The 21,812-nt window shown below is 63.8% G+C and carries 25 protein-coding genes; 11 read left to right on the plus strand and 14 right to left on the minus strand.

All coding sequences use genetic code 11. The annotated features are described in order from the left end of the window. Positions 1-20: 20 nt before the first annotated feature. A complete protein-coding gene (gene flgA / locus J2Y83_RS23605) occupies positions 21-680 on the minus strand; it encodes a flagellar basal body P-ring formation chaperone FlgA (RefSeq protein ID WP_253398769.1) in 660 nt (219 codons plus the stop codon). A 162-nt stretch (positions 681-842) separates the two neighbouring features. Between flgA and flgB the strand changes: the two genes are divergently transcribed. The 11 genes from flgB to flgL all read left to right on the plus strand — a co-directional run bounded on the left by flgB (position 843) and on the right by flgL (position 10,722). Further along, the gene (gene flgB / locus J2Y83_RS23610) at positions 843-1,256 is read left to right on the plus strand and encodes a flagellar basal body rod protein FlgB (protein WP_247407945.1); all 414 of its coding nucleotides are present in this window, start codon (positions 843-845) and stop codon (positions 1,254-1,256) included. A gap of 15 nt (positions 1,257-1,271) precedes the next feature. Further along, entirely contained in the window at positions 1,272-1,679 is a 408-nt protein-coding gene (flgC, locus tag J2Y83_RS23615; RefSeq protein ID WP_101272877.1) for a flagellar basal body rod protein FlgC, read from the plus strand. 3 nt (positions 1,680-1,682) lie between these two features. After that, on the plus strand, positions 1,683-2,360 hold the full coding sequence (locus J2Y83_RS23620; protein WP_253398771.1) for a flagellar hook assembly protein FlgD: 678 nt from the start codon (positions 1,683-1,685) through the stop codon (positions 2,358-2,360). A gap of 27 nt (positions 2,361-2,387) precedes the next feature. Continuing rightward, positions 2,388-3,536 carry a flagellar hook protein FlgE gene (gene flgE / locus J2Y83_RS23625; protein WP_253398773.1) on the plus strand — a complete coding sequence of 383 codons (1,149 nt, stop codon included), beginning with the start codon at positions 2,388-2,390 and terminating at the stop codon, positions 3,534-3,536. Between the two features lie 4 nt (positions 3,537-3,540). Continuing rightward, on the plus strand, positions 3,541-4,281 hold the full coding sequence (locus J2Y83_RS23630; RefSeq protein ID WP_253398775.1) for a flagellar basal body rod protein FlgF: 741 nt from the start codon (positions 3,541-3,543) through the stop codon (positions 4,279-4,281). A gap of 31 nt (positions 4,282-4,312) precedes the next feature. Further along, a complete protein-coding gene (flgG, locus tag J2Y83_RS23635; RefSeq protein WP_247408472.1) occupies positions 4,313-5,095 on the plus strand; it encodes a flagellar basal-body rod protein FlgG in 783 nt (260 codons plus the stop codon). A gap of 23 nt (positions 5,096-5,118) precedes the next feature. Beyond that, positions 5,119-5,772, plus strand: coding sequence for a flagellar basal body L-ring protein FlgH (locus tag J2Y83_RS23640; RefSeq protein WP_253398777.1), 654 nt, complete (start codon positions 5,119-5,121; stop codon positions 5,770-5,772). A gap of 11 nt (positions 5,773-5,783) precedes the next feature. Next, positions 5,784-6,902, plus strand: a complete 1,119-nt coding sequence (locus J2Y83_RS23645; protein ID WP_253398778.1) for a flagellar basal body P-ring protein FlgI — start codon at positions 5,784-5,786, stop codon at positions 6,900-6,902. After that, a complete protein-coding gene (flgJ, locus tag J2Y83_RS23650) occupies positions 6,902-7,825 on the plus strand; it encodes a flagellar assembly peptidoglycan hydrolase FlgJ (RefSeq protein ID WP_253398781.1) in 924 nt (307 codons plus the stop codon). The genes J2Y83_RS23645 and flgJ overlap by 1 nt, the downstream gene beginning before the upstream one ends. Positions 7,826-7,890: 65 nt before the next feature. Further along, positions 7,891-9,501 carry a flagellar hook-associated protein FlgK gene (gene flgK, locus J2Y83_RS23655; protein WP_253398793.1) on the plus strand — a complete coding sequence of 537 codons (1,611 nt, stop codon included), beginning with the start codon at positions 7,891-7,893 and terminating at the stop codon, positions 9,499-9,501. Positions 9,502-9,525: 24 nt separating this feature from the next. Then, positions 9,526-10,722, plus strand: coding sequence for a flagellar hook-associated protein FlgL (flgL, locus tag J2Y83_RS23660; protein WP_253398795.1), 1,197 nt, complete (start codon positions 9,526-9,528; stop codon positions 10,720-10,722). A 113-nt stretch (positions 10,723-10,835) separates the two neighbouring features. On the opposite strand, the gene fliR is transcribed toward flgL, so the two are convergent. From fliR to fliF, 13 genes are all read right to left on the minus strand, one after another. Continuing rightward, the gene (gene fliR, locus J2Y83_RS23665) at positions 10,836-11,624 is read right to left on the minus strand and encodes a flagellar biosynthetic protein FliR (RefSeq protein WP_247406246.1); all 789 of its coding nucleotides are present in this window, start codon (positions 11,622-11,624) and stop codon (positions 10,836-10,838) included. Between the two features lie 6 nt (positions 11,625-11,630). Further along, complete coding sequence (gene fliQ / locus J2Y83_RS23670) at positions 11,631-11,900, minus strand: flagellar biosynthesis protein FliQ (RefSeq protein WP_247406249.1); 270 nt, start codon at positions 11,898-11,900, stop codon at positions 11,631-11,633. 14 nt (positions 11,901-11,914) lie between these two features. Then, positions 11,915-12,607, minus strand: coding sequence for a flagellar type III secretion system pore protein FliP (gene fliP / locus J2Y83_RS23675; protein ID WP_247406253.1), 693 nt, complete (start codon positions 12,605-12,607; stop codon positions 11,915-11,917). Then, entirely contained in the window at positions 12,604-13,008 is a 405-nt protein-coding gene (fliO, locus tag J2Y83_RS23680; RefSeq protein WP_253398797.1) for a flagellar biosynthetic protein FliO, read from the minus strand. Before fliO ends, fliP begins: the two co-directional genes overlap by 4 nt. Next, positions 13,005-13,475 (minus strand): flagellar motor switch protein FliN, encoded by a 471-nt coding sequence (gene fliN, locus J2Y83_RS23685; protein ID WP_253398799.1) that lies wholly within the window; start codon positions 13,473-13,475, stop codon positions 13,005-13,007. Before fliN ends, fliO begins: the two co-directional genes overlap by 4 nt. After that, positions 13,468-14,523 carry a flagellar motor switch protein FliM gene (fliM, locus tag J2Y83_RS23690; RefSeq protein ID WP_253398805.1) on the minus strand — a complete coding sequence of 352 codons (1,056 nt, stop codon included), beginning with the start codon at positions 14,521-14,523 and terminating at the stop codon, positions 13,468-13,470. The genes fliN and fliM overlap by 8 nt, the downstream gene beginning before the upstream one ends. A gap of 2 nt (positions 14,524-14,525) precedes the next feature. After that, positions 14,526-14,996, minus strand: coding sequence for a flagellar basal body-associated protein FliL (gene fliL / locus J2Y83_RS23695; RefSeq protein ID WP_253398807.1), 471 nt, complete (start codon positions 14,994-14,996; stop codon positions 14,526-14,528). Positions 14,997-15,119: 123 nt separating this feature from the next. Then, positions 15,120-16,337, minus strand: coding sequence for a flagellar hook-length control protein FliK (locus J2Y83_RS23700; protein ID WP_253398815.1), 1,218 nt, complete (start codon positions 16,335-16,337; stop codon positions 15,120-15,122). Positions 16,338-16,345: 8 nt separating this feature from the next. Beyond that, on the minus strand, positions 16,346-16,816 hold the full coding sequence (gene fliJ / locus J2Y83_RS23705; protein ID WP_253398825.1) for a flagellar export protein FliJ: 471 nt from the start codon (positions 16,814-16,816) through the stop codon (positions 16,346-16,348). Positions 16,817-16,835: 19 nt separating this feature from the next. Next, on the minus strand, positions 16,836-18,203 hold the full coding sequence (fliI, locus tag J2Y83_RS23710; protein ID WP_253398827.1) for a flagellar protein export ATPase FliI: 1,368 nt from the start codon (positions 18,201-18,203) through the stop codon (positions 16,836-16,838). Then, positions 18,200-18,874: a flagellar assembly protein FliH gene (locus J2Y83_RS23715; RefSeq protein ID WP_253398829.1), complete on the minus strand. Its 675-nt coding sequence runs from the start codon at positions 18,872-18,874 to the stop codon at positions 18,200-18,202. Before J2Y83_RS23715 ends, fliI begins: the two co-directional genes overlap by 4 nt. Next, positions 18,867-19,865 carry a flagellar motor switch protein FliG gene (gene fliG, locus J2Y83_RS23720; protein WP_247408537.1) on the minus strand — a complete coding sequence of 333 codons (999 nt, stop codon included), beginning with the start codon at positions 19,863-19,865 and terminating at the stop codon, positions 18,867-18,869. The genes J2Y83_RS23715 and fliG overlap by 8 nt, the downstream gene beginning before the upstream one ends. Next, on the minus strand, positions 19,858-21,579 hold the full coding sequence (fliF, locus tag J2Y83_RS23725) for a flagellar basal-body MS-ring/collar protein FliF (protein ID WP_253398831.1): 1,722 nt from the start codon (positions 21,577-21,579) through the stop codon (positions 19,858-19,860). The genes fliG and fliF overlap by 8 nt, the downstream gene beginning before the upstream one ends. Positions 21,580-21,812 lie beyond the last annotated feature (233 nt).

Raw genomic sequence — 21,812 nt, forward strand, 5'->3', positions numbered from 1 at the left:
ATCGGGTTTCGCTGAAAAATTCAGTAACGCAGCAGCAATTCATTCTGGCCTACCACCTGGGCGTTGAGCATTTTGCCGTCGTTGCCCACGACCCTTACGGTACTGCCCAGGCCGCCGTTATCCAGTGCCTTGCCTTCGCGGCTGATGCTGAAGCCAGCGCCCTGGGCCTGCAGAACCACGCGGGCGTTCCGCTCGACCAGCCAACGCTCGCGCACGTGATTCACGGTGATCACCATGCCCCGGCTTAGGTTGCGGCTGGCCTGGCGGCCGATGATCTGCGAAGGCTCGAACACGCTGCCTTTGGGCAGGCGCTCCAGCGGGCCGCGCTTGAGTTCCAGCATCGGCGCCTTGATCACCTCACCCGCGGCAATCCGCTGACGGCTGACCACATAGTCGCCGACCACGCGCACGCTGACTTGCAGGTAACCCGCGACCTCGTCCAGGCAGCGCACGCCCACGGCCACCCGACCGAGCACGCTTTGCTCCGGGCGCACCAGGTACGGCCGCGGGTGGGCGCAGGCCGCGATGCGCGCCGCCGGCTGGCCGATGTCCACGGCAACCATTTGGGCGCGCGCGGGCAAGCGTGGCGCAATCACCTCGCGCACCTGGTCCTGCAGGCCATCCGCCTGGGCCAGGGTGCAGCACAACAGGCCCATCAAGCCCCACATCCGTCTTGTCATCGATCCCGCCCTCCGCGCTACCCAGCGCAGAATTCTAGTCGTCCCGCCGACGAGGCAAGGCCTGAATTGGTCGTCAAATAGCCGCCTGTTTCGGCCTTTGCCTAGCCGGCCTTGGGACTAACCTGCGAGCCGTTCATTTATTTGATGCACAGGTCCGCAACCATGATCGACAAGCTCGATAACGAGCTGCGCTTTCAGCAGGACGCAATGAGTTTGCGGGCTGAGCGCCAGCAGGTATTGGCCAATAACATCGCCAACGCCGACACACCCAACTTCCGCGCGCGGGACTTTGACTTCAGCGCCGAACTGGCCAGCTCCCTGCAAAAATCGCACACCCAGGGCCGCGGCATGACCCTGGCCACCACCTCGGACCGCCACCTGCACGCCGATTCCAGCAGCGTCTCCAGCCGCGACCTGCTCTACCGCGTGCCCGACCAGCCAAGCCTGGACGGCAACACCGTGGACATGGACCGCGAGCGCGCGCAGTTCACCGATAACGCCGTGCGGTACCAGGCCAGCCTGACCTTTCTGAGCAGCCGCCTGCAGTCGCTCAAGACCGCCATGCAGTCCGAATAACCCAGGGAAACCACCATGTCGATGTTCAGCATTTTCGATATCGCCGGCTCCGCGCTGAGCGCCCAGTCCCAGCGCATGAACGTAACCGCCAGCAACCTGGCCAACGCCGACACCACCAGCGGCCCGGACAACGAAGCCTACCGGGCGCGGCAGGTGGTGTTCGAGTCGCAATACCAGGCGGGCAGCAGCATCGGTGGCGTGCGCGTCAGCCAGGTGGTCGAAGACGGCTCGCCGATGCGCCAGGAATACCGCCCCGGCGATCCGCTGGCCGACGAGTCGGGCTACGTGACCATGCCCAACGTCGAGCCGGTGGGCGAAATGGTCAACATGATTTCCGCGTCGCGCTCCTACCAGGCCAACGTCGAGGTCATGTCCACCAGCAAGGAAATGATGCTGAAAACTTTGACCCTAGGTGAGGCGTAAACCATGACCAGTACGATTGCCAGCTCAGTGCTGTCGACCATGAACAGCACCAGCACCACCGCCGAAAGCAGCACCTCGGCGGCGGACGATCTGCAAGACCAGTTCCTCACGCTGCTGACCACCGAGTTGCAGAACCAGGACCCCACCGACCCGATGGACAACAGCGAGATGGTCACCCAACTGGCGCAGATCAGCACCATCAGCAGCATCGAAGACGTCACCAGCACCCTGGAAGGCATCTCTGGCCAGATCAGCGCCTCCGAAACCCTGCAAGCCTCGGCCCTGGTGGGCAATGGCGTGTTGATCGACGGCAATGTGATCCAGGTCGACAGCGGCGTGGCGACGACGTTTGGCGTCACCCTGAACGGCGATGCCGACAGCGTCAGCGTCACCATCAAAAACAGCACCGGCACCGTCGTGCGCACCCTGGACGAAGGCAGCATGAGCGCCGGCACCCAGTCGTTGTCGTGGGACGGCCTGCAAGACGACGGCACCACCGCCGCCGACGGCGCCTACACCTTCTCCATCAGCGCCACCACCGACGACGTCGCCGTGGCCAACACCGCCCTCAAATACGCGCTGGTCACCGGCGTGACCACCGACAGCAGCAACCAAGTCGCACTGGACCTGGGGGGCGTCAACGAGAACGTCGCCCTCAGCGACATCAGTCTTGTCCTCTGACCCTCTACCTAACGAAGGAGAAACACCATGGCTTTTTCCCAAGCACTCAGTGGTCTGTCGGCAGCGTCCACCGACCTCAACGTGGTCAGCAACAATATTTCCAACTCCCAGACCGTGGGCTTCAAAAGCTCGACCACGCAGTTCGCCGATGTGTACTCCGGCGCCGACGTCGGCCTGGGCACCCAGGTCTCGGGCGTGGTGCAGAACTTCGAATCCGGCAGCCTGACCACCACCGATAACGCCCTGGACCTGGCGATCAACGGTGACGGCTTCTTCACCTTCTCCGACGGCACGCAAACCGTGTACTCGCGCAACGGCCAGTTGACCCTGACCGCCGACGGCTACCTGGAAAACGCCGCCGGCGATCAACTGCAGGGGGTCAACGGCGTGATCCAGATCCCCACCACCGGCATGCAAGCCAGCGCCAGTACCGAGCTGGACGCCGAGCTGAACCTGGACGCCAGCAAAGACGTCATCACCACCACCTTCGACCAGACCGACTCGTCGACCTACTCCTATTCCACCAGCACGCCGCTCTACGACTCCCTGGGCATCAGCCACACCAGCACCCTGTATTTCAGCAAAACCGCCGACAACACCTGGGACGTACACACCGCCATCGACGGCAACCTGCTGACCGGCTCCCAAACCGTCAGCTTCAACTCCAGCGGTCTGATCACCAGCGGCGCAACCGGCACCTACACCTACGACCCGGCCAACGGCGCGGCCAGTATGTCGGTGGCGCTGGACCTGACCGGCACCACTCAGTTCGGCAACGACTCGGCGGTGTCCGACATTACCCAGAACGGCTACACCTCCGGCAGCCTGGTGAGCTTCAGCATCGACGAGACCGGCACGGTGGTCGCCACCTACTCCAACGACCAGACCAAAAACATCGACCAGATCCAGTTGGCCACCTTCAGCAATGAAAACGGCCTCAAAGCCAACGGTGACAACACCTGGCTGGCCACCTCCTCCTCCGGCCAGGCCCTGCTCGGCGTGGCCAGCAGCGGCTCGCTGGGGTCGATCCTGAGCGGCACCACTGAAGACTCCAACGTCGACCTGACCGCCGAACTGGTCAACCTGATCATTGCCCAGCGCAACTTCCAGGCGAACGCCAAGTCGGTAACGGCGCAAAGCGAAGTGCTGCAGCAAGCCGTGAATATCGGTTCCTGACCCTATGGATCGCATGCTCTTCACGGCCATGAGCGGGGCCAATCAGGCGCTCGAACAGCAGGCCGTCGTGGCCAACAACCTGGCCAATATCGTCACCCCGGGCTTTCGCGCGCAACTGGTGCAGATGCAGTCTTCGCCGGTGGCGGGCGAAGGCTTGCCGACCCGCGTGTCGGTGGCCGCCAACGGCGTGGGCGTGGACTGGAGCGAAGGACCGATCGTGCATACCGACCGCGCGCTGGACGTGGCGCTTGGCGAAAACGTGATGCTCGCGGTGCAGACCGGCGACGGCCAGGAAGCCTACACCCGGCGCGGTGACCTGCAGGTCGACGGCACCGGCGCCATGTCCGTGGGCGGGCGTCCGGTGATCGGCGACGGCGGACCGGTCACCGTGCCGCTGGGCAGCGAGGTCACCCTGGGCAGCGACGGCACCATCAGCGTGCGTGAGCTGGGCATGGAACCCCGCGGCCTGAGCCCGGTGGGCAAGTTGAAGCTGGTGTCGGCGTTGCCCGGGACCTTGCAGGCCGGCACCGACGGTTTGTTCCGCACCGCAAACGCGCAGCCGCTGCCGGCCGACGACAGCCTGCGCGTGGCCCCCGGTGCGCTGGAAGGCAGCAACGTCAGCCCGACCAACGCCATGGTCGCGATGATCGACAACTCGCGGCGCTACGACATGCAGATGAAAGCCATCAGCACCGCCGACGAAAACGCCAAGAGCGCCAACAACCTGCTTTCCCTGCAGGGCTGACCTCCCAGTTGAATAGACAAGGAACCGAACGATGATCCGATCACTGTGGACCGCGAAAACCGGACTGGAAGCCCAGCAAGGGCAAATGGACGTGATCGCCAACAACCTGGCGAACGTCAGCACCAACGGCTTCAAGCGCTCGCGGGCAGTGTTCGAAGACCTGGTGTACCAGAACGTGCGCCAACCCGGCGCGCAGAGCAGCACCGACACGCGCCTGCCCTCCGGCTTGCAGGTGGGCACCGGCGTGCGCGAAGTCGCCACCGAGCGCTTGCACACCCAGGGCAACCTGGAGCAGACCAGCAACTCCAAGGACCTGGCGATCAACGGCCTGGGCTTCTTCCAGGTGGACATGCCCGACGGCAGCACCGGCTACACCCGTGACGGCAGCTTCCAGCTCGACTCCAATGGCGAGATGGTCACCTCCAACGGCTACAAGCTGTCGGCCGGCGTGACCATCCCGGCCAACGCCACAGCCATCACGATCAGCAGCGACGGCATCGTCTCGGTGACCACGCCCGCCGCCTCTGCCTCGACCCAGGTCGGCCAATTGAACCTGGCGCTGTTCATCAACCCGGCCGGCCTGGAAAGCATCGGCCAGAACCTCTACCTGGAAACCGACGCCTCGGGCTCGCCCACCGAAACCACGCCGGGCCTCAACGGCGGCGGCACGCTGTCCCAAGGCTACGTGGAAACTTCCAACGTCAACGTGGTGGAAGAAATGGTCGGCATGATCCAGACCCAGCGTGCCTATGAAATCAACAGTAAGGCCGTCGAAAGCTCGGACGAGATGCTCCAGCGTCTGACCCAGCTCTGAGCGCCCGGTTCGAGACTCACTTTATGGCTCACAAGTATCTTCTGGCCGGCGTACTGGCCCTCACCGGCTGCGATCAACTGCCCCACAAGCCGGTGGTGCCCGACGAAGAAGTCCAGGCGCAGGGCTACCCCGCGCGCCTGGCCAACGGCTCGATCTACCAGAGCAGCCGCTCGCAGCCGCTGTTCGAAGACCGCCGCCCGCGCATGGTCGGCGACACCCTGACCATCCAGTTGGAAGAACAGGTCAGCGCCAGCAAGAACTCCTCCTCCAATGCCAGCCGCGCCGGCTCCACGGGGCTGAGCCTGGCGACCACCTCCAGCCGGGCCAGCCAGGTCGGCTCCTTTGGGCTGGATGCTTCGACGACGCATGACTTCCTGGGCGCCGGCGGTTCCCAGGCGAACAACTCGTTCACCGGCACGATTTCCGTGACAGTGATGCAGGTGATGCCCAACGGGCATTTGCGCGTGCGCGGTGACAAACAGATCGCGATCAACCAGGGCACCGAGTTCATCCGTTTTTCCGGGCTGGTCAACCCGCGCAGCATCACCGGCGAGAACACCGTGTCATCGACCCAGGTGTCCCAGGCGCGCATCGAGTACGTGGGCGATGGTTACATCAACGAAGCGCAGCGGATGGGCTGGCTCCATCGCATCCTCCTCAACGTTTCCCCTTTCTGAGTACCCACGCCATGTTCACTAGAGCCGCCCGAACGTTGCGCACCCTGCTGCTGAGCTGCCCGTTGTGGCTGGGGGCCACGGTTCACGCCGAGCAGATCCGCGACATCGCCGACTTTGCCGGGATCCGCCCCAACAACCTGGTGGGCTACGGCCTGGTGGTCGGCCTGGACGGCAGCGGCGACCAGACCACCCAGAGCCCGTTCACCGAACAGGGCCTGACCAACATGCTGTCGCAACTGGGCGTGACCCTGCCGGCCGGTGCGAACATGCAGATGCGCAATATCGCTGCGGTGATCGTCACCGCCAGCCTGCCGGCCCTGTCGCGCCCGGGGCAGCAGATCGATGTGGTGGTGTCGTCCATCGGCAACGCAAAAAGCCTGCGCGGCGGCACCTTGCTGATGACCCCGATGAAGGGCGCCGACGGCGAGGTGTACGCCATGGCACAGGGCAACCTGCTGGTGGGCGGCGCTGGCGCGTCGGCCAACGGCAGCAGCGTGACGGTCAACCAGTTGGCCGGCGGGCGCATCAGCCGTGGCGCGATTATCGAGCGCACGGTGGCGCTGAATTTGAACAACGACCACGGCCTGCTCGGTTTGTCCCTGCACGAACCGGACTCGGCCACGGCGCAGCGCGTGGTGTATGCGATCAACCTGGAAATGCGCCGTACCGTGGCCTCGGCGTTGGACGGCGGGATGATCGAAATCCAGGGCCCGCTGTCGCCCAACGAGCGCACCAACTTCATGGCGCGCATCGAGAGTATCGAAGTACTGCCGATCCAGGCGCGCCCCAAGGTGATCCTCGATTCGCGCACCGGCTCCATTGTGCTCAACAGCTCGGTGAAGCTGTACCGCGCCGCCGTGGCCCACGGCAATTTGTCGGTGATCATCGACACCACCAACACGGTCAGCCAGCCCGGCGCCTTCAGTGGCGGTCAGACGGCGACCAGCTCCCAGAGCAATATTTCCATCGAGTCCCAAGGCGGTTCGCTGCACTTGCTCGAAGGCACGGCGAACCTGATGGACGTGATCAAGGGCCTGAATGCGCTGGGGGCCACCCCGCAGGATTTGATGGTGATTCTGCAGGCACTCAAGGCCGCCGGTTCGTTGCGAGCGGAGTTGGAGATCATCTGATGAAAAGCACCGATGGCTTTGCCCTGGATGTGCAGGGCCTGGACCGGCTGCGCAACAGTGCGCACCTGGACCCGCATTCAGGGCTCAAGGAAGCCAGCAAGCAATTCGAGGCGCTGTTCCTGCAGATGATGCTCAAAAGCATGCGCGCGGCGGTGCCCAAATCGGAGATGTCGAATAACTCGCAGACCGAAATGTACACCGAGATGCTCGACCAACAGTGGGCCCAGAGCCTGGCGGGCAAAGGTATCGGCCTGGCCGAGCAGTTGACCCGACAACTGAGCGGCTACACCTCCCGGCAAGCGCCTGAACTGGACAGCGCCACCGCGGCCTTCCTCGACCTGCCGCCATCACGCCCCTCGCCGTTTGCGAGCCCGGCGTTCGATGCCTGGAAACGCCGCGAAGTCAGCGGCGCCGACAAGGACCAACCCGAGCATGTACAGGCATTTATCGCGCGCTTGAGCGAACCGGCGCAAAAGGCCGCGCGCGCCAGTGGCGTGCCCGCCGAGCTGATCCTGGCCCAGGCCGCCCTGGAAACCGACTGGGGCCGGCGCACCATCACCACCGCCCAGGGTGCCGACAGCCACAACCTGTTCGGCATCAAGGCCGGCGGTCAGTGGCAAGGCGCGACGACCCAGGTGATGACCACCGAATACACCGACGCCCAAGCGCAAAAACAGCTGGAAGCGTTTCGTGTCTATACCTGCGACGACGCTGCCTTCAACGACTATGCGCGCCTGATGCGCAGCCGCCCCGGTTATGCCGCCGTGCGCAATGCCGTTGACGCGCCCCAGGCCGCCGTCGCGTTGCAACAGGGCGGTTACGCCACCGACCCGCGCTATGCGCAGAAGCTGATCTCGGTGATGGCCACCATCGGTCCGCTGCGCAACGTGCCGGAAGTGGCGCAGTTGCAAAACGATTTATAGAACAGGGGTCAAGTTGACCTTTCGCCGGGCCGATAGTGCCAACCATGTAGCCCAGGAGCTTCTCGATGAGCATTATTTCCATTGGCGTCAGCGGCCTGACCGCCGCGCAGATCGCCCTCAGCACCAGCAGCAGCAACACCACCAACGCCTACACGGCGGGCTACACCTTGCAGGTGGCGAACTTCTCCGAGTCCACCTCGGGCAGCGGCGTGCAGATCGCCAGCGTCGACCGCCAGTACAACCAATTCGTCACCAGCCAGCTCAATGGCTCTATCAGCACCGAAAGCGCGCTGTCGACCTACCAGACCGAAATCGACCAGATCGATAGCCTGCTGGCCGATGGCGACGCCAGCCTCGACACCCTGATGCAAGGCTTCTTCTCATCGATCCAGACCCTGACCTCCGACGCCAGCGACACCGCCGCGCGCGAAGAAGTGGTCGGCGCCGCACAAACCCTGACCTCGCAGTTCACCCAGTTGGGCAGCTACCTGGACGACATGGCCAGCGACGTGAACAGCCAGATCGGCCACCAGGTCACCCAGGTCAACGACCTCACCGAACAGATCGCCGGCCTCAACAAAAAGATCAGCCTGTCCGACGCCCTGGGTTCGACCTCCAACGCCCTGCTCGACCAGCGCGACCTGCTGGTCAGCCAGCTCAGTGAACTGGTGGACGTGGATGTCACCACCCAAAGCAACGGCAGCTACAACGTGGCGCTGAGCAACGGCCTGGCGCTGGTGTCGGGCAATGACAGCTTCGATCTGCAAACCGCCGTCTCAGCCAGCGACCCGACCCAAACCGCAGTCACCTACGTCGACGCCGCCGGCCACGCCACCGTACTCGACGATTCCACCTTCGAAGGCGGCTCCCTGGGCGGCCTGATGGATTTTCGCGACACCAGCCTGAACGACGCGCAAAACCAGTTGGGCATCCTGGCAGTGAGCCTGACCCAAGCCTTCAACAGCTTGCAAGCCTCGGGTATCGACCTGAATGGCGACACCGGCAGTGCATTCTTTTCGGTGGATGCCCCGAGCATCTATGGCAACACCAAGAACACCGGCGACGCCACGCTAAGCGCGACCTTTACCGACGATGTCAGCGCCCTGAGTGCTACCGACTACACCGTCAAGTATTCCGACACCGACGGCTACACGGTGACCCGCAACGACACCGGCGCCAGCGTCACCTCGACCTATGACGCCAACAACGACAGCCTGACCTTCGCCGGCATGAACGTGGCCATCAGCGGCACCGCCGATAACGGCGACAGTTTCCTGGTACTGCCCACGCGCAACGCCGCCAGCAGTTTCAGCACCTTGACCAGCGACGGCAGCCTGATCGCGGCAGGCACCTCCACCGGCAGCAGCGACAACAGCAACGCCCTGGCGATGCTCAACCTGCAAACCGACAGCATCGTCGGCGGCGGCAAGACCCTCAGCCAGACCTACTCGGCACTGGTCAGCGACGTGGGCAGTACCGCCAGCAAGGTCGCGGGGCAACTGGAAACCCAGTCGGGCCTCACCGAGCAACTGACCTCGCTGCAACAGTCGGAATCGGGGGTGAACCTGGATGAAGAGGCGGCCAACCTGATCGTCTACCAACAGTACTACCAGGCCTGCGCGAAGGTGGTCGACGTGGGTACGTCCCTGCTCGACACCCTCCTCGATATCAACTGATAACTTTCTGAGCGGAGCGACGCCATGCGCCTCAGCAGTGCGACGATTTACAACCAAAGCCTGAACTCGATGCTCGCCCAGGAAAGCGCCTACCAGGACTCCGCCCAGGAAGTGTCCAGCGGCACCCGGGTGGTCAACCCTTCGGATGATTCGCTGGCCGCCGCCCAGGCCGTCAACGTGCGCCAGGCCATCGCCGCGAATACGCAATATGCTGACTCGCGCAGCACCATCAGCACGTCCTTGTCCCAGGAAGAAAGCACCCTGGACAGCATCAACGATGCCATCACCAGCGCCAAGGCGCTGATCGTGCAAGCCAACAACGGCACCTTGAGCGACGCCGACCGCGAGTCCATCGCCACCTCGCTGCAAGGGGTGTACGACACCCTGGTGACACTGGCCAACGCCACGGACAGTAACGGTAACTATCTGTTTTCCGGTTATCAGAGCCAGAGCCCGGCGTTTGCCACCGATGCCAATGGCGATCTGGTGTACCAGGGCGACGACAACGCGATCAAACAACAGGTCAGCTCCACCCAGAGCATGGCCAGCGGCGATACCGGGGCGACGATTTTCCTCTCGGTGAGCAGTTCGGCGGGGTTTATCGCCGAGGCCGGCGACAACAGCGGCAGCGTGACCTTCAGCGGCCCGACCATTACCGATACCCAGGACGCCAATTACGGCACCGGCTTCAGCCTGACCTTCAGCACCGCCGCCGACGGCACCGCGCAATACAGCCTCGACGGCGCCACCCCGGTGGCGTACACCTCGGGCGATACACTGGAAGTCAACGGCCTTTCCCTGACCCTGAGCGGCGCCCCAGTGGACGGCGACTCGATTACCGTAAGCAAGGCCGCCGACGCCGACCCGGACCTGTTCGCCAGCCTGAAAAACCTGATCTCGGTGCTGCAAACCCCGGTGGAAACCGACGCCGACCAGGCCAACCTGAACAACACCCTGTCCACCGCCAGCCGCCAACTGAGCAACGCCCAGGACAACGTGCTCACGGTGCAAACCTCCGTCGGCTCGCGGCTTAACCAGTTGGAGGTACTCGACACCATCGGCGACGACCTGGCACTGAGCTACACCGAACGCCTGTCGGGGCTGGTGGATGCCGACTACACCGAATCGGTCACCGAGTACACCGCGTTGCAAGTGGCACTGCAGGCGGCGCAGCAGACCTTCGTCAGCCTGCAGAAGATGTCGCTGTTCGAATACATCTAAAAATGTGGGAGGGGGCTTGCCCCCGATTGCGCTGGATCATATGCCAGATGCATTGGCTGAAACACCGCCATCGGGGGCAAGCCCTCTCCCACACTTGGACCGTGGCACATGAGTCAAGCAAGGGTCATGTTGTCGACCAGGTATTGCATGAAGTGCAGGGTATTGGTGAGCAGGCTGGCCAGAAACGGTCCCAGGTCGCCCATCACCACCATCAGCAGGATCAGGCCCACGGATAAGGTCAGCGGGAAGCCCACCGAAAATACCGTCAACTGCGGCGACACTCGGTTGAGAATGCCCATGGCCAGGTTGATGATCAGCAGCGTGGCAACCATGGGCAAGGCCAGCAACAGCCCCGTGAGGAAGATTGTGCTGCCGTAGCGGGCGATCAGGTTCCAGGCGTTGGGGTCAAAGCGCAGGTGCCCGATGGGCAGCGTCTTGAACGTGGTCGCCAGCAGCTCAAGCACCATGAGGTGGCCATCCAGCGCGAGGAACATCAGGATCGTGATCATCCCCAGGTAGCGCGACAGCACCAGGCTGTTGGTGCTGGTGTCGGCGGAAAAGAACGTGGCAAACGCCAGCCCCATCTGCATACCGCAGATATCGCCGGTCATCTCCACCACCGCCAGCGTCACGCGCATCACCATGCCCAGCGACATGCCGATCAACACCTGCTCCACCGTCACCCCCAGCCCGGCCCAGGAGAACAGGGCTACGTCCGGCAGCGCCGGCAAATTGGGCGCCAGCAAGAAAGCCAGCAGCATCGCCAGGCCGACCTTCACTTGGCTCGACACATTTTTGTGGCCCAGGATCGGGTCGCTCATCAGGTATGCCAACACGCGGCAGAATGGCCAGAAAAAGCTGGTGAGCCACAGTTGCAGTTGCGCCGAACTGACCTCGATCAAGGCGCGTCAGCCAATCAGCGTGGGCAAACTGGTGAACAGCGTCCGGGTGTAGTCCACCAGCATTTCCATGATCAAGGGCCCGGCGATCACCAGCACCACGCACACGCCGATGATCTTGGGGATAAACGAAAGGGTCGATTCGTTGATCTGCGTGGCCGCCTGGAACAGGCTCACCAGCAAACCGACAAACAGCGTCACGAACAACACGGGCGCGGCCACGATCATGCTCATGCGCATGCCTTTGTAAGCCAGGTCCATGACCATTTCCGGCGTCATCGTCTACGTCCTCATCAGGTATAAAAACTCTGCGCCAGGGAACCGAGCAGCAACTGCCAGCCGTCCACCAACACAAACAGCATCAGCTTGAACGGCAGCGAGATGGTGGACGGCGGCACCATCATCATGCCCAGCGCCATCAGCACGCTCGCCACCACCAGGTCGATAATCAGGAACGGGATAAAAATGGTGAAACCGGCCTGGAACGCGGTCTTCAATTCGCTGGTGACAAACGCCGGCAGCAACACGCGCATGGGTACATCCTCCGGCCCTTGCAGGTCGTCGATGCGCGCCAACCGCGCGAATAACGCAAGGTCGCCCTGGCGGGTCTGGGCCAGCATGAAGGTGCGAAACGGCTGGCTGCCCTTGTCGAGAAATTGCTCCACCGTGATCTCGTCCCGGGAGAACGGCTGCCAGGCGGTTTCGTAGGCCTGGTCGAGGGTTGGCGACATGACGAAAAACGTCAGAAACAGCGCCAGCCCCAGCAGCACCTGATTCGGCGGCGCCGAGGTGGTGCCGATGGCCGTGCGCAGCAGGCCGAGCACAATGATGATCCGGGTGAACCCGGTCATCATCAGCAACACCGCTGGCAGGAACGCCATGGCACTGAGCAGCAGCAGGGTTTGTAGGCTCAGCGACCATTGCTGGCCGCCGGCCTGGCCGGTGAAGGCGCTGAGGCCTTGCATCGCCGGTTCCAGGCCATTCATGAGCTGCGTCCCTTGCGCAGGTTGTGCTTCAGGGCATGCGCCAGGCGTTCGGAAAAGCTGTCGCCCGGTTCGACCACCGCCGGCTCAGGCTCGGCTGCCGGCGCGTCCATTTGCGCCAGGGCGGTGACTTGCTGGGCAGTCACCCCCAGCACCAGCCATTGGCCGCGCACCTCCACAATCACCACCTTTTCACGCTGGCCCAGGCCGGTGCTGCTGACCACCCGCAGCATCTTTCCCGGCGCCAGCGGCCGCGACCCCATGCGCCGCGCGAGCCAGCCGCACACCAGCACACAGGCGAGCACCACCACCAACGCCAGGCCGGTCTTGCCCAGCAATGCCAGGTTCATCACGTTGTCCGAAGGCACGCCAAGCGGCGCCGGTGTTGCGCTGACCAGGCTCATCGGTTGAGCTTTTGTACGCGTTCGGACGGGGTGATGATTTCCGTGATCCGAATGCCGTATTTGTCATCCACCACCACCACTTCGCCCTGGGCGATCAGGTAGCTGTTGATCAGGATGTCCATCGGCTCACCCGCCAGGCCGTCCAAGGCCAACACCGAGCCTTGGGCCAGTTCCAGCAATTGCTTGATGGTGATCCGGGTGCGCCCCAGTTCCACACTCAGCTTGACCGGAATATCCATGATCATTTCCAGCTCACGCGCACCCGCCGCGGGTGTTGGCGCAGGCAACGGCTTGAACAGGCTCGAACCTACGCTTGGCGCCGGTCCGGCAACCGCCGCATCGACTTGCTCCTGTTCGGCCAAGGCGGCCGCCCACGGGTCGTCGTCAGCGGCTTCGGCGGCCTGTTCGGCGAGGGCGTCGGCCCATTCATCGGGCTCTTGGGGCTCGACGGTGTTTGAATCAGTCATGATCGGATTCCTTGGCAGTGGACACGTGGCCCTTCACGAATCGGCTGGTAGAAGAAGAGGAAAGGCTCAGAGAGTGATCGACCAGGTCCTTCACAAGTAACGCGCGCACGCCGTTCTGGCTGCCGTATTCGCACGTCATGACCGGCACGCCATCGACCCGCGCACTGATGATCTCGGGCAGCTCGATAGGCAGCACATCGCCGACCTTGAGCGCCATGACCTGTCCCATCCGCGCATCCAGTTCGACAAAGTCGGCGATCAGCTCAATCTCGGAATGGGTGATCTCACCGGCCATGCGCTTGTTCCAGTGGCGCTCTTCCTCGGGATTGGTATCCGTCAGCGGGCCGTTGAGCAGTTGGCGCATCGGCTCGATCATCAGGTACGGGATCACGATGTTGAAATCGCTGGACAGGTTGCCGACCTCCAGGTGGAAGGTGGCATTCACCACGATTTCATTCGGTGAACTGGTGATGTTGGCAAACTTGGCCTGCATCTCGGAACGCAGGTATTCGATTTCCAGCGGGTAGACCGACTTCCAGGCGTCCTTGTAGGCGTCCACCGACAAGCCCAGCAAACGCCGGATGATGCGCTGCTCGGTGTGGGTGAACTCACGGCCTTCGGACTTGGTCACGAAACGCCCGTCGCCGCCAAACAGGTTGTCCACCACCATAAACACCACGCTGGGCGGGAACACCACCAGGGCGGTGCCGCGTAGCGGTTTCATGGCCAACAGGTTGATGTTGGTGGGCATCGGCATGTGCATCGAGAATTCGCTGTAGCTCTGGTAGCGCACGCTTTTGACGGTGATATCGATGCTGCGCCGGATCAGGTTGAACAGGCTCATGCGAAAGTAACGGGCGAAGCGTTCGTTGATGATGTCCAGGGCGTGCAAACGCTCATGGATCACCCGGTGCTGGGTCGCCGGGTCATAAGGGCGCACCCGCGCGGCGTCCAGGGTGTCGGCGTCATCCGCTGGAGCGTCGCCGTCGTCGCCTCCGCGCAGCAACATGTCGATCTCGTCCTGGGAGAGCAAATCGTCAATGGCCATGGTTATTGCACGATAAAGTCGGTGTACAGCACCCGCAGCACCGCCGGCGCGGGTTGCTGCGGCGCCAGCGGCTGCTTGAGGGTTTCCAGGACCTTGTCGGCGAGTGCTGCCTTACCCTGGGGGGTGATCACCAGCGTGCTGTTCTGCCCGCTCAACAGGGTCAACAACTGGCTGCGTACTTGCGGCATGTATTGCTGCAGCAGCGCCTGGCTCGCGTCATCCGCCACTTCCAGGGCAAAGCCTACATACAGCAGGCTTTGCTCATCACGTTCATTCACCAGGTTGACCGTCATTGGTGCGATGGTGACCAACCGTGGCGCCTGGGGGAGTTGCGGAGCGGGCTCGACCTTCGCCGTCTCACCGGCCGCAGCCTGTTGGCTGAGGTAGAAGTAGGTGCCACCGGAACTGGCTGCAACGACGACCAGCGCCAGCAGCAGAATCAAGAGCCAGGGGGTTTTGCGGGTGGTGGTCATTGGCTGGAACCATGGGATGAAAGAAAACGGTTAGGCAGGGCTCAAGTATGACCATCGCCCTGCTCCGCCCATGGCGCGATAAGACCAGGGTAACGGCGGTATCTCGCTGTTTTGATTTGGGAATCAGACGTACAAGTCCACACCCGAACTGCGCAGCAGCACCTGCTGGACGTGCGCCGGGAGCGCCTCGTCGCGGCTGACTGCTGCGCTGGACGGCTGGGCCTGCGGATCACGCGGTGTCTGGCCACCCGCAGCCTGGCGTGAAGACTGGTCGCTGACCGAGGCCTGCCCCAACGCGATGCCTTGGGTGGCCAGCGCCTCGCGCAACTGCGGCAATGCCTGTTCCACCGCCGCCCGCACCGAGGCATGGGCGGCCTGGAACTGCGCCTGGGTGGTGCCGTCATTCAGGTTGAGGCTGATGGACAACGGGCCGAGCTCGGCCGGGTGCAGGCGCAGGTCCACCTGCTGCTCGCCACGCGTAACCATGTCGACCATTTGCTGGCCCAGGTCAGTCTGCCAATCGGCGCTGCCGATGGCGGCCGTGAGCACCAGGCCGTTGCTCGCAACCGTGTCAGTAACGGCCAGGTTCGCCGGGTTGAAGGATGCCGCTGAAAGGCTGAAGACACTTTGCGGGTCGGGCTGGCTGTCCGGCTGGCTGTCGTGGGTTTGTGCGCGCACGCTGGGCACGCTGTCGGCGACGGTAGCGACCAGGCTCGGCATCGCGCCCGGTAGGTCGATCGGTTCTGCGCTGTCCGGTTCTTCATCCGCCGCAGGCAGGCTGGCCGCCTGGGTCGGGGCGCGACTGTCGATCACGGGGGCGGACTCGGCTGGCGCAGCACTGACCGCCACCGGCAGCGGCACGCTCACAGGAAGCTGTGGTGCAACGATCATCGCGGCGGTATCCAACTGGCCGGCGCTTTCGATCAGGGCCATGCGCTGGCGAATGTCGTCCAGAGTGCTGTCGCCCTTGGCTGTCGGCTCAGGTTCTTCAGCCGCCGTCACGGGGTCATCGGGCAGGACATTCAGCACATCGTCCACCCCCCCTGGAGTCTCTGGCTCAGCCACCGGCAGCGGTTGTACAGCCACCGGTGTGGGCAGTGCGGTCGGGGCCGGCTCTGGCGTGACCGGGGCGGTGTCCACGGCCGCCACTGCCGGTGCAGGTGCAGGTGCAGGTGCAGGTGCCGGTTCCGGCTGAACCACCGGCAGTGGGTCAGCCACTGGCGCACTGACCTGGCTTAATACCGCGGCAAACGACTCACTCGGCGCAACCGTCGCTTCAGCGGGAGTACTGGCCGGCGTAGGCACTGCGGTCGAGGGTGCTAACGACGCGAGAATGTCCATGGTGTCCCTTAGAGGCTGCTGTCGATGGAAGTTGGAAACGCTGCCGCCCGGCGCCGCAATTGGCTGGCCAATTCGTCCGCCTGACGCTGCTCGACACGCCCCGCGCGCACTTGCGCCTGCTGGGCGCGCCGGCTCAACAGCGCTTCAATCGCATTGACCCTGCGCCACTGCGCCATCCAGGTGATCTGGTGGTGCGCCACCTGTTTGCGGTGGCGCTCCAGGCTTTTTTGCGCACGCTCCATGGCCTCTTCCAGCGACTGCAAAAAGCCCCGGTAGTTGGTCAGCGCCGAGGGGCTCATACCGTCTTTGGCCAGTTCCAGTTGCAGGTTCTGGCGGTACTCCTGTTGGTACTGGTCCAGGGCGCGCAACTGGTTGATCACCAGTTGCTCGGCAGCACGGCTTTGCGCCAGCGCGCGAGCCGCGACGTCGCGGGCCTTGGCGGTCAGTTCGATCAGCAGGTGCAGCGATTGGTCGGCCATCGATGATTACTCAAAAAGGTCAGTTGCCAGGGAACAACAGGTTGAGCCCGTGCAGGGTCTCGTCAACGCTGGCGCGGTCGTCAATGCGCTGCTGCAGAAACCGCTCGATATGCGGGTACAAACCCACCGCGCGGTCGAGTTGCACATCGTGGCCCTGGGTGTAAGCGCCCACGCTGATCAGGTCGCGATTGCGCTGGTAGCGCGACAGTGCCTGCTTGAGCTGATTCGCCTTGCGTTGCTGGGCGTCACTGGCGATGGCGGTCATCGCCCGGCTGATCGACGCTTCGATATCGATGGCTGGGTAGTGCCCGCTTTCGGCCAGGTGCCGGGACAGCACAATGTGCCCGTCCAGAATCGCCCGCGCCGAGTCGGCAATCGGGTCCTGCTGGTCGTCGCCTTCGCTGAGTACCGTGTAAAACGCGGTGATCGAGCCGCCACCGGGCGGCCCGTTGCCGGTGCGCTCCACCAGTTTGGGCAGCTTGGCGAACACCGACGGCGGGTAGCCTTTGGTGGCCGGCGGCTCGCCCACGGCCAGGGCGATTTCGCGTTGGGCCATGGCGTAGCGGGTCAGCGAATCCATGATCAGCAGCACGTCTTTGCCCTGGTCGCGAAAGTCCTCGGCCACCCGCGTGGCGTACAACGCGCCTTGCAGCCGTTGCAGCGGCGAGGTATCGGCCGGCGCGGCGACCACCACGGAGCGGCGCAGGCCGTCTTCGCCGAGGATGTTGTCGATGAAGTCCTGCACCTCGCGGCCCCGCTCGCCGATCAGCCCCACCACGATCACATCGGCCTGGGTGTAGCGAGCCATCATGCCCAGCAGTACCGACTTGCCCACGCCGGAACCGGCAAACAGGCCCAGGCGCTGGCCACGCCCGACACACAACAAGGCATTGATGGCGCGGATGCCCACGTCGATCTGGCGGTCGATCGGCGCGCGCTTGAGCGGGTTGAGCGGCTGGGTATGCAGACTGGCGTGGTGGGCACCCAGCAGCGGGCCGCGACCGTCCAGGGGCTGGCCGCCGCTGTCCAGCACGCGGCCAAGCAGCGCCATGCCCAAGGGGAAGTTGCGATTACCCCCGGCGCCGGTCTGGCCGTCATCCGCGGCAAACACCCGCGCGCCCGGTTGCAGGCCGTGGATTTCCGCGAGGGGCATCAGGTACAACGTGTCCCCGGCAAAACCGACCACTTCGGCCTCGGCGTATACGCCCTCATGGGACGTCAGCTCGATACGGCAGGCGCCGCCCAGCGGCAGGCGCAGGCCCACCGCTTCCAGCACCATGCCGGTGGCACGGGTGATGCGCCCGCTGCGCAGGTACGGCGCGACCTGCAAGGGTTTGCCCTGCACCGTCGCCAGGACCTGGCTCCAGCGCGCGAGGTGTACGTTCATGGCTGTTCATCCAGGGTGCGCTCGACGCTACGATTGAGCAGGCCCAACCGCGAAGGCCGCGTGGCATCCAGCTCACCGCCGGCGCTGACCACACGGCAACCGCCGGGCAGCATCGAGGTGTCGGCGTGCAAGGCCCACCCCGCCACGTCGAGCTGTTCGCCGAGGCTGTCCTGGACGCGCTGCAGATCCTGCGGGTTGAGCCACAACTTGGGTTTGCCGGTGAGTTCCAGGTCACTGTCGAGCAGGCTTTTAACCAACACCAGCACCTGCTCCGGTTGGGCTGCCAGCGCATCGCCGGCCAATTGGCGGGCGGCCTCCAGCGCAATGCGCACCAACTGGTGGGCAATGTGCGTATCCATCGCCTTGAGCGCCTCGTCGAAGTGACGGCACAGCTCCAGCAGCGGTTGCAACGTCTGCTTCACCTGCTGTTGCAACTCCACGGCGGCGGCCTGGCGCCCTTCGCTCAAGCCCTGCGCATAGCCCTGCTCCAGGCCTTGGGCATGGCCGACCTGCTGGGCTTCGGCGAGGGTCTTTTCACGCAGCACCTGCATCTCCAGCTTGCGCTGGAAGGCTTGCTTGCGCACGCGCTCGCGGTGGCTGCTCTGCGGGTCATCGCCGGGCGAGGCAGGGCTGCCCAATGGGTCCATCTGCCAGGGCTGCCAATCAGACATAAGTGTCATTACCGCGTGCGGTCACGATTTCACCGCTGTCGGACAAGCGCCGCACCACCGCGAGGATGGTCTTCTGTTCGGTTTCGATCTGCGACATACGGATAGGGCCGCGCGCTTCCATGTCTTCGCGGAACAACTGCCCGGCACGCTGGGACATGTTCTGCAGGAAGCGTTCGAGCAACGCCGGCGGCGAGCCTTTGAGCGCGATCGCCAGGGAGTTGTGCTCCACCTGTTGCAGCAGGGTCTGGATGCCCCGGTCGTCGACGTCGATGAGGTTTTCGAACAGGAACATCTCGTCGAGGATCTTCTGCGCCAGGTCTTCGCTGTGCTCGCGCACCGTGCTGATGGCCAGTTCCTCGTGGGTGGAACTCATCAGGTTGAGGATCTCCGCCGCCGTCCTCACGCCGCCCATTTTGCTGCGCTTGAGGCTCTGGCCGTCGAGCATCACGCCGAGTACTTCGGTCAGTTCCTGCAATGCCACCGGCTGCACGCCACTGAAGGTGGCGATACGCAGGATGATGTCGTTGCGCAGGCGGTCGGGCAGCAATTGCAGGATGTCGGAGGCCTGGTGGCGCTCCAGGTGTACCAGGATGGTCGCGATGATCTGCGGGTGTTCGTCGCGGATCATTTCGGCCACCATCGACGCTTCCATCAGGTTCAGCTTGTCGATGCCGGAGCCGGTGTTGGTACTTTCGAGGATGTCGTCGATCAGGCTGGCGGCACGCTCGCTGCCCAGGGCCTTGGTCAGCACCGCACGAATATGGTCGCTGGTCTGGATATTGATGGCCGCGTACTGGTCGGTCTCGTCCATGAATTCTTCGAGCACCTGGCGCATTTCTTCATGGGAGACCTGGCTCAGGCGCGCCATTTCCATGCTGATGGCTTCCACATCGCCGCTGGGCAGGAACTTGAACACTTCCGCCGCGCTGTCGGCATCCAGCGACAGCAGCAAAATCGCACTGCGGCGCGAGCCGTTCATTTTGCTAGTCATTTTTCTTCATCCATCCGCGCACGATCATGGCGACCAGCCGCGGGTCTTCGGCGGCAATCTGTTGCAGGCTCTGCATGTTCTGCTCGTACACCGCCGACTTGCGCGGCAGAGTGTGCGGCGCGTTGTCCTGGCCGGCGACCACCACGCTGGTGCCGGTGCTGGCCGGCACCAGCGCGGTGCCCGGCTCGGCACTGGTCGCGAGCATCTGCGCATTTCGGCTGGCGTTGCGCCGTTGCATCGGCCGCAGCACCAGCCACCACAGCAGCAGCGCGGCAAAGGCCACCAGCAGGTAACGCAAACCACTGATCAGCAGGTTGTAGGCCTCGGGGGTTTTCCACCACGGCTGCTCGGCGACCGAGGTGTCTTCGCTCACGAACGGGCTGTTGATCACTTGCAACGCATCGCCACGACTTTCGGTGAAGCCCATGGCCTGGCGCACCAGATTATTGATGTTCTCCAGCTCTTCCTTGCTCAGCGGCTCCGAGGTCGGCGTGCCGTCCTTGAGCACCGTGCGGTAGTTGACGACCACGGCGGTGGTCAGGCGCTGGATCGTGCCCAGGCTCGACTTGACGTGCTCGACGTTGCGGTCGACCTCGTAGTTGATCATCCGCTCGCTTTGGGTGGCATTGGCGGGCTTGCCGGCCTTGGCATCGGTGGCACTTGCAGTACCGCCCGCCGGAGTCGGCGTCGGCGCGGTGGCCTTGGTCGGCGCCGGGGTATTGGGCGGCGCGTTGGTCAGCGCACCCGGCACGCCGCGACCGGCGTCATCGCCTTCCACCACATGTTCGGAGGTTTGCTTGCTGCGCACCGCCGCTTCATTGCTGTCCTGATTGGGCGCGTAGCGTTCGGCGGTGCTTTCACGGGTGGAGAAATCCACTTGGGCGACGACCTGGGCATGCACGTTCTGGCTGCCGAGCAGCGGCGTGAGGATGTCTTCGATACGCCGCTGATAGGAGCGCTCGATTTCATGCACATAGTCCAGTTGCGTGCCGTCGGGGCCGGTTGTATCGCCGCGGACCTGGGACAGCAGACGCCCGTTCTGGTCGACCACCGTCACCGCATCGACACTCAGCTCCGGCACGCTGGAAGTGACCAGGTGCACAATCGCGCTGGCCTGGCTTTGCCCCAACTCACGGCCGGGTTGCAGGGTCAGCACCACCGAAGCGCGCGCAGCCTCGCGGTCGCGAACGAATACCGATTGCTTGGCCATCACCAGATGCACCCGCGCCTTGGCCACCGGCCCCAGGGACTCGATAGTGCGCGCCAGTTCGCCTTCGAGGCCGCGCTGGTAGTTGAGGTGTTCGGCAAACTGGCTGACGCCGAAGGCCTGCTTGTCGAGCAATTCGAAGCCGACGCTGCCGCCCTTGGGCAAGCCTTGCTCGGCCAGTTGCAGGCGCAGGGCGTTCATCTTGTCGCCGGGCACGAGGATGGTGTTGCCGCCTTCGCTCAGGCGGTAAGGAATCGCACGCCTGTCCAGCTCACCGATGATTTGTCCGCCATCCGCTTCGCCAAGCCCGGAAAACAACACGCGATATTCCGGCTCGCGCGCCCACAGCAGCAGCGCCACCACAACGGCAACAGCGGCAGCGGCGGCCAGCAGCAGAGGCAACAAGGGCTGGTTGCGAAACAGCGTGGTCAATGCCTCCAACGGCCGGGTTGGCGCACGGGTCGCCAGATTCTTTTGCGCGCCTTTGGCCAGGACTGCGGTACTCACGAACACCTCGATAGCGAGGGTAGGGCCTGTACGAAAGACATTGCAGAGTCCGGTAACAGTAGTAGTCGATCAGCCGCCCCTAGCAGAGAGGGATGGCTGGCAGGACTTCATTCTGGCGAAAATGCCAAAAGCTAAACGCCGGAAAAGCCACCGCTTTTGTGCTCAATTGGACGAATGTGCAGGTCGCCAGGCTTGCTAATCTGCTGGCCTGATCGCTTCCCATGGAACCTGCA

The organism is Pseudomonas marginalis (genome assembly GCF_024169655.1).
Taxonomy (GTDB): Bacteria; Pseudomonadota; Gammaproteobacteria; order Pseudomonadales; family Pseudomonadaceae; genus Aquipseudomonas; species Aquipseudomonas paraveronii.